Here is a 16,517-nt window from a genome sequence, read left to right as displayed (position 1 = left end):
CACCGCGGCCCCCGTACCCGAAGGGACGGGGGCCGCGGTGTCGCGCGGTTCACTCCGGCGTCACTCCGGCTGCTCCTGCGCCGCCGCCACGAGGGCCCGCAGCAGGCCGGTCAGCCGGGTCGTACGCGGCTTCGGCAGCACCTCGGCGACGGCGCGCGGCAGTGCCTGGTCGACGCCGTGCACCACGGACAGGTGGCGCTCCGCCCGGCCGAACGCCGTGTACACCCAGTCCCGGGAAAGGGCCTGTGCCGCGTCTCCGGGCAGGACGACGACCGCGGCCGGCCAGCGCGCGCCGACGGCCTGGTGCGCCGTCACCGCCCAGCCGTGCCGCACCTGCGACTCGACCTGTTCCTTCGGTACGACGATCCGCGCGCCGGCGGCGTCCAGGTGCAGGCCCTGCGCGTCGGCCGACACGACCCGGGCCGGTACGGCCCGCCCGGGCGAGGGCACGTGCACGACGCGGTCGCCGGGGTCGAAGCCGCCGAACCGGCCGGGGCCGGGGTTCAGCCGCTCCTTGAGGGCCGCGTTCAGCGCCCGCGTACCCGCCGAGCCGCCATGGCCGGGGGTGATGACCTGGACCGCGTCCGCCGGAATCCCGAAGGCCCGCGGTACGGACTCGGCCACCAGCTGCACGGCGCGGTGGACGGCCTCCCCGGCGTCGCGCACCGGGACGATGACGACCTCCTTGCCGGGGGCGTCGACCTGGTTCAGCTCGCCGATGCCGATGCCCGAGACGAGTTCGCCGATCGGGCCCGGGTCGGGGGTGCGGGAGACCAGCTGCGGGCAGGCGCGGGCCGCCAGGACATCGCCGAACACCCGGCCGGGCCCGGCGGATCCGAGCACCCCGGGGTCCCCGGAGAGCACCAGGCGGGCCCCGTCGGGGACGGACTCGACGAGTGCGGCGGCGGTCTCCACGTCCAGCTGCGGGGCGTCGAGGACCACCAGCAGGTCCACCGCGAACTGCCCGTCGGCGTCCCGGCCGGGCCCGGCGGCGCCGGAGAGCAGGTCCGCGACGGTGACGGCGCCGGGCGCCGGGGCGTGCGCGGCCAGGCATACGCGCAGGCCCTGGTCGCGGGCGGCCTCCAGCAGGGCCTGCGGTTCGGCGCGGGCGGCCTCGCCGCCGGTGTGGGTGACCAGGCCGTGGCCGGAGACGGCGCGGACCAGCTCGGCGCCGGGGCCGGTCGCGGCCTTCTCCCAGTCCGCCGGGTCGTCGAAGGTGTTGGCCAGCCGGGCCAGGCCGTCGGCCAGGCTCTCCTCGGCCAGCGCGTAGCCCTCCAGGCCGACGAGTACGCGGACGGGCTGCTCCTCCCCTTCGACGGCGGGCGGGCCGAGCGGCTCCTGGAACACCAGGACGGTGCCCTCGCCGATGGCCTGTTCCAGGCACTCCGCGGGCTCCGGGACGCCGTACTGGGCCAGCGCGGCTTCGAGGGCGGGGGCCTCCAGGGCGGTGTGCCCCTTGAGCGCGGCCTGCTCCAGCAGCCAGCCCACGAGGGCGGCGGCACGCCGCTCGTCGCCGGGGCCGGCGCCGGGGCCGAGGAGGGCCCGGGCGAAGCCGTCGGCCTGGGTGGGGCGGACGCCGGCGACGGCGAGGAGCCGCCAGGGGTCGTGGGCGAGCTGCTCGGCGGCGTCCTCGCCGAGGGCGGTGGCGGCTTGGACGGCCAGCGCCTCGGGGGCGCCGCCGCGGGCGAGCACGGCGCGCACGCCGTCGATGCCGGCGGCGGTGGGGGCCGGGGCGGCGGGCCGCACGGGTCGCGGGGCCGCCGGCGCCTCCGGGGCCCTGCGGGGGGCGGTGGGGGCCTCGTCGAAGTACACCGGGGAGGGCTTCTCCCCGCTCTCCACGGCCCGTACTGCGGCCAGCAGGTCGGCGGCCTTCCCACTGAGCTTGGCTCCGGCGTCGACGGGCCCCTGCCGCTCCGCCTTCCGGCGGGCGATCCGCTCCCGCTCCACCTTCTGCGCGGCCAGCTCGGCGGCGGCCTCACTGAGCGCCGGCTGCGCACCCTCGCCGGCGCCGGTCGCGCCCCCCGCGGCTTCGCCGCCCTCGGCTGCGATGGAGCCGGGAGCGGCCCCGTCGGCCGACCGGGGCTCCGCCGCTTCCGCTTCCGCCGCTTCCGCTTCGGCGGCTTCGCCGGAGGGGACCGCGCCTCCGGCGGCCTCCGGCTCCGCCGCTCCGGCGTCCGTGGGCGGCTGCGGCTGTGGCTGCGCCGGGGTCGTGTCGGGGGTGGGCGGGGAGGCCGCGGAAGCGGCTTGCGCGGCTTGGCGGTCCGTGCTCACAGCGTGCTCCAGTCGTGGTCGGGGTAGCGGTGCACGGGCGCCGACACATCGTCCAGCGCCCGGCAGATCTCCTCCGGAAGAGTAAGGGGCTCCACCGACAACGCCTCGCTGAGCTGCGCGGACGTCCGCGCGCCCACGATCGGCGCGACCACCCCCGGCCGGTCCCGGATCCAGGCCAGGGCCACCTGGAGCGGGGTCACCGCCAGCCCCTGGGCCGCCGTCGCCACCGCGTCCACGATGCCGCCCGCCGTCTCGTCCAGGTACGGCTCCACGAAGCCCGCCATCGTCGGCGAGGCGCCCCGCGAGTCCGCCGGGACGTGCTCGCGGTACTTCCCCGTCAGCACCCCCCGCCCCAGCGGAGAGGAGGGGAGCAGCCCGACGCCCAGGTCCAGCGCCGCCGGCAGGACCTCGCGCTCCACGCCCCGCTGGAGCAGCGAGTACTCCAGCTGCGCCGACGCCAGACGCGTCCGCACCCCCGGCGCGGCCAGCTGCCACGTCGCCGCCTTCGCCAGCTGCCAGCCGGAGAAGCCCACCAACCCCGCGTACCGGGCCCGCCCACTGCTCACCGCCAGGTCCAGGGCCTGGAGGGTCTCCTCCAGCGGGGTCGCCGGGTCGAACGCGTGGACCTGCCACAGGTCGACGTGGTCCGTTCCGAGGCGGGCCAGCGAATCGTCCAGCGCGGCGAGGAGGTGGCCGCGCGAGCCGTCGACCCGCCGGTCGGCGGCCCGGACCGAGCCCGACTTCGTCGCGATCACCAGGTCCCGGCGCGGGACCAGCCCGTCGATCAACTGCCCCAGCAGGTACTCCGCCTCACCGCCCCCGTACACGTCGGCGGTGTCGACGAGCGTCCCGCCCGCCTCCCAGAACGTCTTCAACTGCTCGGCGGCCCCCGACTCGTCCGGGCCCTCCGCGGAACGGCCCCAGGTCAGGGTGCCGAGGCCGATCCGGGACACGCGCAGTCCGGTGCGGCCGAGATGCCTCTGCTCCATGACCGCTGAGACTACTGGGGCACTGACGCAGGGAGCCCTGGCGCGCTACAGTCCCCCGCAGACGTACGTTACTGATCGGTAAACCGGCATCACCGTAAGGGGACGACACATGCGGCTCGGCATCAATCTCGGCTACTGGGGCGCTGGCATGGACGCCGACAACCTCGCCGTGGCCCAGGAGGCGGACCGCCTCGGCTACGACGTCTGCTGGGCCGCCGAGGCCTACGGCTCCGACGCCCCGACCGTACTCGCGTGGGTCGCCGCCCAGACCGAGCGCATCGACGTCGGCTCCGCGATCCTCCAGATCCCGGCCCGCCAGCCCGCGATGACCGCCATGACGGCCGCCACCCTCGACTCCCTCACCAAGGGCCGCTTCCGGCTCGGCCTCGGCGTCTCCGGGCCCCAGGTCTCCGAGGGCTGGTACGGGGTCAAGTTCGACAAGCCGCTCGCCCGCACCCGCGAGTACGTGGAGATCGTCCGCAAGGCGATGAGCCGCGAGCGCCTCAGCTACGAGGGCGAGCACTGGACCCTCCCGCTGCCCGGCGGCCCCGGCAAGCCGATCAAGCTCACCGTGCATCCGGAGCGCGAGCACATCCCGCTCTACATCGCCGCCATCGGGCCCAAGAACCTGGAGCAGACCGGCGAGATCGCCGACGGCGCCCTGCTCATCTTCCCGGCCGCCGAGCACCTGGAGGCCACCGCGCTCACCCACATCCGGGCCGGCCGGGAGAAGGCCGGACTGACCATGGAGGGCTTCGACGTCTGCCCGACGGTCCCGCTGGCCGTCGGCGAGGACGTGACCGCCCTCGCCGACATGTTCCGCCCGTACACGGCCCTGTACGTGGGCGGCATGGGCAGCCGCAAGCAGAACTTCTACAACCAGCTCGCCCAGCGCATGGGCTACGAGAAGGAAGCCGCCGAGATCCAGGACAAGTACCTGGCGGGCGACAAGGCGGCGGCGGCCGCGGCCGTCCCGCACTCGCTGATCGACTCGACCACCCTGCTCGGCTCCGTCGAGCGGATCGCGGACGGGATGCGGGCCTACGCCGAGGCCGGGGTCACCACCCTCACGCTCGCCCCGGCCGGTTTCACCCTGGACGAGCGGATCACCGCCCTGCGGGCCGGCACGGAGGCCATGGAGCGCGCCGGCCTGGCATGACCGTTCCCCGCCTGCTCTGCGGCCGTGGTGGGGGCTCGGGGGTCTTCCCCGCCACGGCCGACACAGGCACAACGCGGGCGGCACCCTCCGGGTTACGCCCGCGCCCCCACTCCGAGACGTCGTTCATTCGGGCGAGCGGCGCCACCCCTCGGTTGCCGGGCCCCCGGATCGGCCGTTGACTCGATGCATGCTCTCTGCCCGCAGCCTGTTCCAGGAGATCGTCGACCACGACGACTCGTTCCAGCTGTTCTGCTCCATCGCCGCCAGCGGGGAGTCCCAGGGCGGCTGGGAGAACGCCCGGATCGCGGCCCTGGTGCCCGACGGCATGCGCGAGCTCGCACCGAAGATCACCCGGCACGGCGCCGACGAGGACAAGCACGGCCGGATCTTCAACGCCCTGCTCCGCAAGCGCGGCCTGCCGCCCGTCCCGGTGCCGCCCGAAACCGACTACACCATGCTGCTGGAGCGGCGCGGGATCGGCCTCGCGCACGAGAAGCTGCGCCGCGACGAGCCGCTGACCGAGGAGGACATCGTCGTCTACCTCGCGCACAGCCGGGTCACCGAGCAGCGCGCGGCGGACCAGATGGTCATGCTCGTCCGGCAGTTCGGGGACCACCCCGAGGTCGGCAAGGCCGTCCGCATGATCAGCCAGGACGAGGACAACCACCTCGCCTACTGCCACGAGGAGCTGCTCCGCCTCGTCCGCGAGGGCCACGGCCGGACCATCCAGCGGGTGCTGCGCGACAGCGCCCTCGTCGAGATCTCCGTCTACCGGGACGTGAGCCTCGCCGTGATGGGCCACATGGGCCGACTGCTGCACTGGCCCGCGCCCAAGGCGGCCGCGCTGGCCGCCGGGATCCGCGGGATGTACGCGTACGAGCGGTTCGCCGGCTGGCACCGGATGATCAGCCTGCGCCCGCCGGAGCGGCGCGACGCGCTGGGCGGCGTACCGGTGACCACGCCCGAATACGCGTAGGGGGTGTCTTGTCGATCAGGCCGGATCAGGGAGCGGCGGGCTACAGCCAGCCGCGGGTCTTGAACAGGCGGTGCAGGCCCAGGCAGGTGGCCACCATCACCAGGAGCACCACCGGATACCCCCAGGGCTGCCGCAGCTCCCACATGTGGTCGAAGTTCATGCCGTAGATCCCCGCCACCATCGTCGGGACGGCCGCCATCGCCGCCCAGGCCGAGATCTTGCGCATGTCGTCGTTCTGCCGGACCCCCATCTGCGCCAGGTGCGCGGACAGGGCGTCCGACAGCAGCCGGTCCAGGCCCTCGATGTACTCGCTCGCCTTGGTCAGGTGGTCGGCGACGTCACGGAAGAAGGGCTGCGCGTGCTCGTGCACGAAGGGCACGTCCCCGAAGGCCAGCCGGTCCATCGGCTGGAGCAGCGGGCTCGTCGCCCGGCGGAACTCCAGCACCTGCCGCTTGAAGGCGTAGATCCGGGCGGCGGTGTTCTTGGTGTCCGTCGCCTGCGGCGCGAAGACGTCGGCCTCCACCTCCTCCAGATCGACCTGGAGCTCGGCGGCGACCTCGATGTAGTGGTCGACCACCGCGTCGGACACCGCGTACAGCACCGCCGTCGGCCCGTGCCGAAGCACCTCCGGATCGTGCTCCAGCCGGTGGCGTACCGCGCTCAGCGGTGCCCCCTCGCCGTGCCGGACCGTGACCACGAAGGAGTCGCCAATGAAGAGCATCAGCTCGCCGGTGGTGACCGTGTCGGTGTCGTCGTCGTACATGACCGGCTTGAGGACGACGAACAGCGAGTCGTCGTACACCTCCAGCTTGGGGCGCTGGTGCGCGGTCAGCGCGTCCTCCACCGCCAGCCTGTGCAGTCGGAACTCCCGGCTGACGTGCTCGAACTCCTCCTCCGTCGGCTCGTACATCCCGACCCAGAGGAAGGCGTCACCACTGGCCCGCGCCTCGTCGAGGGCGTCCGAGAGGTCCTCGGGCGCAGGAGAGCGGCGGCCGTCCCGGTACATGGCGCAGTCGACTATCACGGAGGGCATTCTCCCCCGCCCGCACGCGGCCCGCACGCACCACCACCGCTGAGGAGGTGCCCGGCGGACCAGGGCCGGGTCCGGGTCTGATCCGCCGGACACCCCTTACGCTTGCGCCATGGCCACGCTGATCCTCGTACGACACGGGCGGTCCACCGCCAACACCGCAGGACTGCTCGCCGGGTGGACGCCGGGAGTCGCCCTCGACGAGCGCGGCGCCGAGCAGGCGGCGGCGCTGCCCGGGCGGCTCGCCGCGGTGCCCCTCGCCGCGGCCGTCAGCAGCCCCCTCCAGCGCTGCCGCGAGACCCTCGCGCCGCTGCTCGCCGCGCGCCCGGAGCTGGAGCTGCACACCGACGACCGGATCGGCGAATGCCACTACGGGGACTGGTCGAACCGCAAACTCTCGGAGCTCTCCGACGAACCCCTGATGAAGATCGTCCAGCAGCACCCCTCGGCGGCCGCCTTCCCCGGCGGGGAGTCGATGCGCGCCATGCAGGCGCGCGCCGTGGACGCCGTACGGGAGTGGAACGCGCGGATCGAGGAGGAGCACGGCAGCGACGCCGTCTTCCTGATGTGCTCGCACGGGGACATCATCAAGTCCCTTGTCGCGGACGCCCTGGGCATGCACCTCGACCTCTTCCAGCGCATCCACGTGGACCCCTGCTCGGTCACGGCCGTCCGCTACACGCCGACGCGGCCGTTCCTGCTCCGGCTCGGCGACACGGGGGACTTCGGCTCGCTCGCCCCGCGCCCGGCCCGCGCACCGGACTCCGCGGCCGCCGACACCGCCACGTTCGAGAGCGCGGCGGAGACCGGAGGGAACGCCGTCGTCGGAGGCGGCGCGGGCGCGGCCTGATCGAACGGCGCAGTAGGGTGGACGGGCCGAAACAACCCGCCACCGAGACTTGGAGACTGGACGTGCCCCGTCAGGTGTTCCTCTACGACCCGCCGGACCGCTTCGTGGCGGGCACGGTCGGCCTCCCGGGACGCCGTACGTTCTTCCTGCAGGCCTCATCCGGCCCCCGCGTCACCAGTGTCTCCTTGGAGAAGACCCAGGTCGCGGCGTTGGCCGAGCGGATGGACGAGCTGCTGGACGAGGTCGTACGGCGCACCGGGGGCAATGCCCCGGTCCCGGCCGTAGCCCCCGCCGAGGGCGCGGACACCGCGCCGCTGGACGTCCCGGTCGACGAGGAGTTCCGCGTCGGCACCATGGCCCTGGCCTGGGACGGCGAGGAGCAGCGGATGATCGTCGAGGCGCAGGCTCTGGTGGAGCTCGACGCAGACTCGGAGGAGGACCTCGCCGAGGCGGAGGAGCGGCTGCTCCAGGACGAGGAGAACGGCCCGCCGATGCTGCGGGTCCGCCTCACCGGCGCCCAGGCCCGGGCCTTCGCCAAGCGGGCCCTGGACGTGGTCAACGCGGGCCGGCCGCCGTGCCCGCTGTGCAGCCTGCCGCTCGACCCGGAGGGGCACGTGTGCCCGCGCCAGAACGGCTACCGGCGCCAGGCGTGAGCGCCACGGGGGAACTTGAGGAGCTGCTCGCCCTGGGCGAGCTCACGGTCGTCGGCCGGATCCGCGAGGCGTCCAACGCCGTGCTGCTGTGCAGGGTGGAGTACGGGGAACTGAGCGCCGACTGCGTGTACAAGCCGGTCAAGGGCGAGCGCCCGCTGTGGGACTTCCCGACCAGGCCCCATCCCGTGGCCTCGGAGACCAGGTAGGCGGCGACCTCGCGCTGCGCCAGGTTCCCGTCCGAGGCGTCCGGCGACGACGAGTCCGCACCCGCCGAATCCGGCGACCCCAGTGGGGGAGGGGTGGAAGCCGGTCGCCCTCGCCGACGTCGGGGAGGGCCGCACCGCGCTGCTCGTGCACGCCGACGACCCGCGGCTGCGCCGGCTCGCCGTCCTCGACGCCGTGATCAACAACGGCGACCGCAAGGGCGGCCACCTGCTGCCCGCGCCCGACGGGCGGCTCTACGGCATCGACCACGGGGTGAGCTTCCACCGCGAGGACAAGCTGCGGACCCTGCTGTGGGGCTGGGCCGGCGAACCACTGACCGACGAGGCGCGCGAGGTGCTCACCGCCCTGGCCGCCCGGCTGGCCGACGGGCAGCCGCTCGCCACCCGGCTGGCCGAACTGATCACCCCGGTCGAGCTGGCCGCCGTACGGGCCCGCGTGGCCGATCTGCTGCGCACCGGAGTGCACCCGCAGCCGTCCGGGCAGTGGCCGGCCATCCCCTGGCCGCCGGTCTGAACAGGCCCGGCCGGCCCGAGCCCCGGTAGGCACACAACCAGCCAGACCGCAAGAGCGCCGATCAAGCCAACAGTGCAGGTCCGGTTCGTTTTCGGAACACGCGTCCGGTTAGGCTCGACACATGCATGCCTGGCCCGCTTCTGAGGTCCCCGCCCTTCCTGGCAAGGGCCGCGACCTCCAGATCCACGACACCGCGACCCAGGGGACGATCACCCTCGCCCCCGGTCCCGTCGCCCGTATCTACGTCTGCGGCATCACTCCGTACGACGCGACCCACATCGGTCACGCGGCGACCTACAACGCGTTCGACCTCGTACAGCGCGTGTGGCTCGACACCAAGCGGCAGGTCCACTACGTCCAGAACGTGACGGACGTCGACGATCCGCTCCTTGAGCGGGCGCTGCGCGACGGCCAGGACTGGACCGAGCTCGCGGAGCGCGAGACGGCCCTCTTCCGCGAGGACATGACCGCGCTGCGGATGCTGCCGCCGCAGCACTACATCGGCGCCGTCGAGGCCATACCGGGCATCGTGCCGCTGGTGGAGCGGCTGCGCGACGCCGGCGCCGCGTACGACCTGGACGGCGACGTCTACTTCTCGGTGGAGTCCGACGCGAACTTCGGCAAGGTCTCCCACCTCGACGCCGAGGCGATGCGGCTGCTGTCCGCGGAGCGCGGCGGCGACCCGGAGCGCCCGGGGAAGAAGAACCCGCTGGACCCGATGCTGTGGATGGCGGCCCGCCCGGGCGAGCCGAGCTGGGACGGCGGCTCGCTCGGCCGCGGCCGGCCCGGCTGGCACATCGAGTGCGTCGCCATCGCCCTGGACCACCTGGGCATGGGCTTCGACATCCAGGGCGGCGGCTCCGACCTGGCGTTCCCCCACCACGAGATGGGCGCCTCGCACGCGCAGGTACTGACGGGCGAGTTCCCGATGGCCAAGGCGTACGTGCACGCGGGCATGGTCGCGCTGCACGGCGAGAAGATGTCGAAGTCGAAGGGCAACCTGGTCTTCGTCTCCGCGCTGCGGCGCGCCGGGGTGGACCCGGCGGCGATCCGCCTCGCGCTGCTCTCGCACCACTACCGGGCGAACTGGGAGTGGACGGACGAGATCCTGGAGCAGGCGGTGGCCCGCCTGGAGCGCTGGCGCGCGGCCGTGTCCCGCCCGGACGGCCTGCCGGCGGACGCCCTCGTCGAGGAGGTCCGCGAGGCCCTGGCGAACGACCTGGACGCCCCTGCCGCGCTGGCGGCGGTGGACCGCTGGGTGGACGCCCAGAACGCCTCCGACGGGGACGACGAGTCCGCGCCGGGCCTGGTCTCGCGCACGGTCGACGCCCTCCTCGGCGTGGCCCTGTAACCCGCCGCGGCCGAAGCCCACGATGCCCCCCGTCCTTCCGGACGGGGGGCATCGGCGCGTTCCGGGCCGGCCGGCTACGCCTCGGGAGGCGTGTCGTCCTCGTCCGGGGCCGGCGGCTCCTCGCCCGAGCCCGACGGGTCCGGCTTGCGCTTCGGCGGGCGGGTCAGGCCGCTCGACGTGTCGCGCAGGTACGAGCCGTCGCCCGGCTCGGCCGAGGGGGCCGCGGGGTCCCGGCGGCGCAGGTACCGCTCGAACTCCCGCGCGATGGCGTCGCCCGAGGCCTCCGGCAGGTCCGCCGTGTCCCGCGCCTCCTCCAGCGTCTGCACGTACTCCGCCACCTCGCTGTCCTCGGCGGCCAGTTGGTCCACGCCGAGCTGCCACGCCCGCGCGTCCTCGGGGAGTTCACCCAGCGGGATCCGGATGTCGATCAGATCCTCCAGCCGGTTCAGCAGTGCCAGCGTCGCCTTCGGGTTCGGCGGCTGGGAGACGTAGTGCGGGACCGCCGCCCACAGCGAGACCGCCGGGACGCCCGCATGGGTGCAGGCCTCCTGGAGGATGCCCACGATCCCCGTCGGCCCCTCGTACTTGGTCTCCTCCAGGTCCATCGTCCGTGCCAGGTCCGCGTCCGAGGTGACCCCGCTGACCGGCACCGGCCGGGTGTGCGGGGTGTCCCCGAGCAGCGCGCCCAGGATCACGACCATCTCCACGCCCAGTTCGTGCGCGAAGCCCAGGATCTCGTTGCAGAACGACCGCCACCGCATGGACGGTTCGATGCCCCGCACGAGCACGAGGTCGCGCGGCTTCGCGCCGCCGATCCGCACCACCGACAGCCTCGTCGTCGGCCACGTGATCTTCCGTACCCCGTTGTCCAGCCACACCGTCGGCCGGTTGACCTGGAAGTCGTAGTAGTCCTCGGCGTCCAGCGCCGCGAAGACCTCGCCCTTCCACTCCCGGTCCAGGTGCGCGACCGCACCGGAGGCCGCGTCACCCGCGTCGTTCCAGCCCTCGAACGCGGCCACCATGACCGGGTCGATCAGCTCGGGCACGCCCTCAAGCTCGATCACCCAGGTCTCCTTCCGAAGTTCCCTTGTGTACGTGGGCCAGCCTAAGCCTTGAGGGGACACCGGCCACAGCCCACGACAGAGGGGCGGTTCCCCTCGGAACCGCCCCTCTTCCCCACCTGCGTACGAGCTATGCCTTGCGGCTCAGCATCTCCTCGACCCGCGCGCGCACGGAGTCGTCGTCCAGGCCGCGGACCGTCACCGTGGTGCGGCGGCGCAGCACGTCGTCGACCGTCTCGGCCCATTCGTTGTCACGGGCGTAGGCGACCTGCGCCCAGATCTCCGGGCCGTCCGGGTGGATCCGCTCGGCCAGCGCCGGGTCCTCGTTCGCGAGACGCGCGATGTCGAAGGCCAGCGAGCCGTAGTGCGAGGCCAGGTGGCGGGCGGTGAGCGGGTCCATCCGCGTGCCGGGCTCGCGGTCCACGAGCAGGCGGTGCGCGACGGCGTTCGGGTTGGCGACACCGGGCAGCGGAACCCGGCGCACCAGCGACTTCACCGGCTCCATGTCGTCGGTGAGCGGGCTGCCGGGCAGCTTGGCCAGCTTGTCCATGACCACGCGGCCGATGTGCCGGTACGTGGTCCACTTGCCGCCGGCCACCGACAGCATGCCGCCGGCGCCCTCGGAGACGACGGTCTCGCGCTTGGCCTTCTCGACGCCGCCGGGGCCGCCCGGCAGCACCCGCAGGCCGGCGAAGGCGTACGTCATCAGCGAGCGGTCCAGGTCGGCGTCCTTCACCGAGAAGGCCGCCTCGTCCAGGATCTGCTGGATGTCGGCCTCGGTGGCGCGCACGTCCGCCGGGTCGCCCTCGTACACCTCGTCGGTGGTGCCGAGCAGCAGCTGGTCCTCCCACGGGAGGGCGAAGGTGATGCGGTACTTGTCGATCGGGGTGGCCATGGCGGCCTTCCACGGCGACTTGCGCTTCATGACGATGTGCGCGCCCTTGGAGAGGCGGATCGACGGCATCGAGTGCTTGTCTTCCATGCGCCGCAGGTGGTCCACCCACGGGCCGGTGGCGTTGAGCACGACGCGCGCGTCGACGCCGAACTCGGTGCCGTCGAGGCGGTCCTTGAGCTCGGCGCCGCTGACCCGGCCGCGCGTCATGCGCAGGCCGGTGACCTCGGCGTGGTTGAGGACGACGGCGCCCGACTCGACGGCCGCGCGGACCGTCATGACGGCGACGCGGGAGTCGTTCATCTGGTGGTCGTAGTAGACCGCGACGGCCTTGAGGTTGTCCGTCTTCAGACCCGGGTTGTCGGCGGCGGCACGGGCCGGGGATATGACCTTGCCCATGCCGTCGCCGAAGGCCGAGAGGGCGGAGTAGGCGAAGACGCCCGCGCCCAGCTTGGCCGCACCGACCGGTCCGCCCTTGTAGACCGGCAGGTAGAAGGTGAGCGGGTTGACCAGGTGCGGGGCCACGTCCTTGGCCAGCACCCGGCGCTCGTGGTGGTTCTCGGCCACCAGCTTGACCGCGCCGGTCTGCAGGTAGCGCAGACCGCCGTGGACGAGCTTGGAGGAGGCGGAGGAGGTGGCGCCGGCGAAGTCGCCGGCGTCCACCATGGCGACCCGCAGACCCGACTGCGCGGCGTGCCAGGCCACCGAGGTGCCCAGGATTCCACCGCCGATGACCAGCAGGTCGTACGTGGCCTTGGCCAGCTGCTCACGGGTCTCGGCGCGGCTCGCGTTCGAGCCGGCGGTCGGGTGCGTACCCAGGGTGGGGACGCTCTGCAGGGTGCTCATATCTCTTAGCTCCTCGTCGATTGACTCAGCTGGTGCGTCAGCTGGCGTCTTCGTCGTCGATCCAGCCCATGGACCGCTCGACGGCCTTGAGCCAGTTCTTGTACTCGCGGTCCCGCTGTTCGGCGGGCATCCGCGGGGTCCACTCCGCCGCGCGGCGCCAGTTGGCGCGCAGGGCGTCGGTGTCGGGCCAGAAGCCGACGGCCAGGCCGGCGGCGTAGGCGGCGCCGAGGCAGGTGGTCTCCGCGACCATCGGACGGACCACGGGGGCGTCCACGAAGTCGGAGAGGGTCTGCATCAGCAGGTTGTTGGAGGTCATGCCGCCGTCGACCTTGAGGGCCGTGAGCTCGACGCCCGAGTCCTTGGTCATGGCGTCGGTGATCTCGCGGGTCTGCCAGGCGGTGGCCTCCAGGACGGCACGGGCGATGTGCGCCTTGGTGACGTACCGGGTGAGGCCGGCGATCACACCGCGGGCGTCGGAGCGCCAGTACGGGGCGAACAGGCCGGAGAAGGCCGGTACGAAGTAGGCGCCGCCGTTGTCCTCGACGGAGAGCGCGAGGGTCTCGATCTCGGCCGCGGTCTTGATCATGCCCATCTGGTCGCGCATCCACTGGACGAGCGAGCCGGTGACGGCGATGGAGCCCTCCAGGGCGTAGACCGGCTTCTGGTCGCCGATCTTGTAGCCGACCGTGGTCAGCAGGCCGCTGTAGGAGTTGATGACCTTGTCGCCGGTGTTCATCAGCATGAACGTGCCGGTGCCGTACGTGGACTTGGCCTCGCCCTCGGCGAAGCAGGTCTGGCCGAAGAGGGCGGCCTGCTGGTCACCGAGCGCCGAGGCGACCGGGACACCGGCGAGGACGCCGTCCTTGACGTGGCCGTAGACCTCGGCGGAGGACTTGATCTCGGGGAGGATGTCGAGGGGGACCTCCATGGACTCCGCGATCTTGGCGTCCCACTCCAGGGTGTGCAGGTTCATCAGCATGGTGCGCGAGGCGTTGGTGACGTCGGTGACGTGCACACCGCCCTCGGCACCGCCGGTGAGGTTCCAGATGACCCAGGAGTCCATGGTGCCGAAGAGGATGTCACCGGCTTCGGCGCGCTCCCGCAGGCCCTCCACGTTGTCGAGCAGCCAGCGGGCCTTCGGACCGGCGAAGTAGCTCGCCAGCGGCAGTCCGGTCTCGCGGCGGAAGCGGTCCTGGCCGACGTTGCGGCCGAGCTCCTTGCACAGGGCGTCGGTGCGGGTGTCCTGCCAGACCAGCGCGTTGTGCACCGGCAGGCCGGTGTTCTTGTCCCACAGGACGGTGGTCTCGCGCTGGTTGGTGATGCCGACGGCCTTGACGTCGGCGGCGGTGATCTCGGCCTTGGCGATGGCGCCGGCGACGACCTCCTGGACGTTCGTCCAGATCTCGGTGGCGTCGTGCTCGACCCAGCCCGGCTTCGGGAAGATCTGCTCGTGCTCCTTCTGGTCGACGGCGACGATGCGGCCGTCGCGGTCGAAGACGATGCAGCGGGAGGAGGTGGTGCCCTGGTCGATGGCGGCGATGAAGGGGCCGGTGCTGCTGGTCATGTGGCTGCTCCTGGCAGGTCTAGGTAGGCGGAATCAGGTGGCGGTGCGGATCTTGCGATTCGTGCCGGGGCTGATCAGGCGAACGCGAGGTTGTACAGACCACCGGCGAGGGCGGCACCGACGAGCGGGCCGACCACCGGGATCCAGGAGTATCCCCAGTCGGAGCCGCCCTTGTTGGGAAGCGGCAGCAGGGCGTGGACGATGCGCGGGCCGAGGTCGCGGACCGGGTTGATGGCGTAGCCGGTCGGACCGCCGAGCGAGAGGCCGATGCCGACGACCACGAAGGAGGTGATCAGGACGCCGATGACGCCGAGGCCCTTGCCGTTGTCCTGCAGGCCCTGGGTCAGGATCGCGAGGACGAGGACGAACGTGCCGATGACCTCGGTCGTGAGGTTCTGGACGACGTTGCGGATCTCGGGGCCGGTGGAGAAGACGCCGAGCACCGGGCCGGCCTGGTCGTGCGGGTGCGGGTCCTCGGGGCCGAGCTTGGCGTCACGGATGTGCTCGGGGTCCGAGAGGTGCACTCGGAACTGGCCGTAGTACGTGATCCACATGAGAACCGCGCCGATCATGGCGCCGAGGAGCTGGCCGGCGAGGTAGACCGGTGTGTCGCTCCAGTCGCCGTTCTTGATCGCAAGGCCGACGGTGACCGCCGGGTTGAGGTGCGCGCCGGAGAGCGGCGCGGAGACGTAGGCGGCGATGAGAACGGCGAAACCCCAGCCGAACGTGATCGCGAGCCAGCCTGCGTTCCGGGCCTTGGAGCTCTTGAGCGTCACGGCGGCGCAGACGCCACCACCGAGCAGTGTGAGCAGGGCGGTACCGATGGTCTCGCCGATGAAGATGTCGGAGCTGGACACCCGCGACTCCTTTGTCTTACGTCCAGGGGTGTGCGGACACCGGGTCCCGTCCGGTGGTCCGCGCACTCGGTGAGTGGTTCACCGGTCCGTGGCCTTGCCACACCCTAACGCGTATTGCCGGTAGGTGTTCGACAATGCCGACCGATGAACGGCAGTTTTCATCCCAGGTGAAGAACGCGTCAAGGGTTGGCCAGGCCAAAGTGTCGGATCGTTACCACTAGGTACGATCAGCCAAACCCGGCCACCAGGTGGCCGGAATATGGCTAAAAGAGGGCAGAAAGCGGCCAGGGGATGGCCGAAAACGTACTGAAGGGACCTAGAACCGGCCTGCGCCGAGATCGCGTGAAACGGCACGCGCACAGTCCCGCACGGACGCCACGAGGCTCGCCCGGGGCTCCCCGGACTCCCCGCACACCCGCTCGACGGCCCCCGCGACCGCCACCGCGCCCACCGGCATCCGGCGCCGGTCGTGGATCGGCGCCGCCACCGAGGCGACGCCGTCCCAGGTCTCCTCGACGTCCGCGGCCCAGCCGCGCGCCCGGGTGAGGTCGAGGATCTCCTCGAAGCCCGCGCCGTCGGTGACCGTCCGGGGCGTGAACGCCTCGCGCTCCGCCTCCAGTGCCTCCGTGTGGGCGACCGGGTCGTACGCGGAGAGCACCTTGCCCAGGGCCGTGGAGTGCAGCGGCTGCATGGCGCCGACCTCCAGCACTTGGCGGCTGTCGTCCGGGCGGAACACGTGGTGCATGATCAGCACCCCGCTCTTGTGGAGCACGCCCACGTACACGCTCTCGCCGCTCGCCCGGGCCAGATCGTCCGTCCAGACCAGCGCGCGGGCGCGCAGCTCGTGGACGTCCAGATAGCTGTTGCCCAGGCGCAGCAGCTCCGCGCCCAGCTGGTAGCGGCCCGAGGCGGGGTCCTGCTCCACGAAGCCCTCGGCCTGCAGCGTGCGCAGGATCCCGTGGGCCGTGCCCTTGGCCAGGCCCAGGGAGCTGGCCACGTCCGAGAGGCCCAGCCGGCGCTCCCCGCCCGCCAGGAGTCGCAGCATCGCAGCGGCTCGTTCGAGCGACTGGATGTTCCGTGCCATCGCGCAGCCTCCTGCTGACGTAGTTCGACAATGCTGAACAGTATCGGTCGATGTCGACCTTGTGCATGGTTGGGCAACTGTTCAGGCCTCCGTCGACCAGGTGACCCCTGGCAGACCCCCGGGCACAGAATGCAGTCCGCCACGTGGGACGGCACCACCGGGGCCGGTGCCGCGCGGTTACCCTGACCGCGTGCAC

The 16,517-nt window shown here is 72.5% G+C and carries 13 protein-coding genes and 1 pseudogene; 6 read left to right on the top strand and 8 right to left on the bottom strand.

Annotation, left to right across the window (positions count from 1 at the left end; genetic code table 11):
* Positions 1–60 precede the first annotated feature (60 nt).
* Both ACIBAD_RS21750 and ACIBAD_RS21745 read right to left on the bottom strand, forming a co-directional pair.
* Positions 61–2,271 (bottom strand): helix-hairpin-helix domain-containing protein, encoded by a 2,211-nt coding sequence (locus ACIBAD_RS21750; RefSeq protein ID WP_134074787.1) that lies wholly within the window; start codon positions 2,269–2,271, stop codon positions 61–63.
* Positions 2,268–3,260 (bottom strand): aldo/keto reductase, encoded by a 993-nt coding sequence (locus ACIBAD_RS21745; protein WP_134074786.1) that lies wholly within the window; start codon positions 3,258–3,260, stop codon positions 2,268–2,270. Before ACIBAD_RS21745 ends, ACIBAD_RS21750 begins: the two co-directional genes overlap by 4 nt.
* 109 nt (positions 3,261–3,369) lie before the next feature.
* Here ACIBAD_RS21745 and ACIBAD_RS21740 point away from each other — a divergent pair, with 109 nt between their 5' ends.
* Positions 3,370–4,419 (top strand): LLM class F420-dependent oxidoreductase, encoded by a 1,050-nt coding sequence (locus ACIBAD_RS21740; RefSeq protein WP_134074785.1) that lies wholly within the window; start codon positions 3,370–3,372, stop codon positions 4,417–4,419.
* 187 nt (positions 4,420–4,606) lie between these two features.
* Positions 4,607–5,395: a ferritin-like domain-containing protein gene (locus ACIBAD_RS21735; RefSeq protein ID WP_134074784.1), complete on the top strand. Its 789-nt coding sequence runs from the start codon at positions 4,607–4,609 to the stop codon at positions 5,393–5,395.
* A 40-nt stretch (positions 5,396–5,435) separates the two neighbouring features.
* On the opposite strand, the gene ACIBAD_RS21730 is transcribed toward ACIBAD_RS21735, so the two are convergent.
* On the bottom strand, positions 5,436–6,428 hold the full coding sequence (locus tag ACIBAD_RS21730; RefSeq protein ID WP_134074783.1) for a magnesium and cobalt transport protein CorA: 993 nt from the start codon (positions 6,426–6,428) through the stop codon (positions 5,436–5,438).
* 109 nt (positions 6,429–6,537) lie between these two features.
* Between ACIBAD_RS21730 and ACIBAD_RS21725 the strand changes: the two genes are divergently transcribed.
* The 4 genes and pseudogenes from ACIBAD_RS21725 (at position 6,538) to mshC (ending at position 10,017) form a co-directional block, all read left to right on the top strand.
* Positions 6,538–7,275: a histidine phosphatase family protein gene (locus ACIBAD_RS21725; protein WP_134074782.1), complete on the top strand. Its 738-nt coding sequence runs from the start codon at positions 6,538–6,540 to the stop codon at positions 7,273–7,275.
* Positions 7,276–7,337: 62 nt separating this feature from the next.
* Positions 7,338–7,928: a DUF3090 domain-containing protein gene (locus tag ACIBAD_RS21720; protein WP_134074781.1), complete on the top strand. Its 591-nt coding sequence runs from the start codon at positions 7,338–7,340 to the stop codon at positions 7,926–7,928.
* Positions 7,892–8,666, top strand: a pseudogene (locus ACIBAD_RS21715) (SCO1664 family protein). Before ACIBAD_RS21720 ends, ACIBAD_RS21715 begins: the two are co-directional and overlap by 37 nt.
* Before the next feature lie 121 nt (positions 8,667–8,787).
* Complete coding sequence (gene mshC / locus ACIBAD_RS21710) at positions 8,788–10,017, top strand: cysteine--1-D-myo-inosityl 2-amino-2-deoxy-alpha-D-glucopyranoside ligase (protein ID WP_134074779.1); 1,230 nt, start codon at positions 8,788–8,790, stop codon at positions 10,015–10,017.
* 74 nt (positions 10,018–10,091) lie between these two features.
* On the opposite strand, the gene ACIBAD_RS21705 is transcribed toward mshC, so the two are convergent.
* The 5 genes from ACIBAD_RS21705 to ACIBAD_RS21685 form a co-directional block, all read right to left on the bottom strand.
* Positions 10,092–11,081 (bottom strand): PAC2 family protein, encoded by a 990-nt coding sequence (locus ACIBAD_RS21705; protein WP_134074778.1) that lies wholly within the window; start codon positions 11,079–11,081, stop codon positions 10,092–10,094.
* A gap of 127 nt (positions 11,082–11,208) precedes the next feature.
* Entirely contained in the window at positions 11,209–12,816 is a 1,608-nt protein-coding gene (locus tag ACIBAD_RS21700) for a glycerol-3-phosphate dehydrogenase/oxidase (RefSeq protein ID WP_134074777.1), read from the bottom strand.
* Positions 12,817–12,853: 37 nt separating this feature from the next.
* Positions 12,854–14,380 carry a glycerol kinase GlpK gene (glpK, locus tag ACIBAD_RS21695; protein WP_134074776.1) on the bottom strand — a complete coding sequence of 509 codons (1,527 nt, stop codon included), beginning with the start codon at positions 14,378–14,380 and terminating at the stop codon, positions 12,854–12,856.
* A 74-nt stretch (positions 14,381–14,454) separates the two neighbouring features.
* Positions 14,455–15,237, bottom strand: coding sequence for an MIP/aquaporin family protein (locus ACIBAD_RS21690; RefSeq protein ID WP_134074775.1), 783 nt, complete (start codon positions 15,235–15,237; stop codon positions 14,455–14,457).
* A 316-nt stretch (positions 15,238–15,553) separates the two neighbouring features.
* Positions 15,554–16,321, bottom strand: a complete 768-nt coding sequence (locus ACIBAD_RS21685; protein WP_134074774.1) for an IclR family transcriptional regulator — start codon at positions 16,319–16,321, stop codon at positions 15,554–15,556.
* Positions 16,322–16,517: the final 196 nt, after the last annotated feature.

Origin of the sequence: Streptomyces sp. NPDC051109 (assembly GCF_044455885.1) — a bacterium.
Taxonomy (GTDB): domain Bacteria; phylum Actinomycetota; class Actinomycetes; order Streptomycetales; family Streptomycetaceae; genus Streptomyces.
The sequence above is the reverse complement of the archived record's forward strand: the minus strand, read 5'-3'. Positions and strand labels throughout refer to the sequence as shown.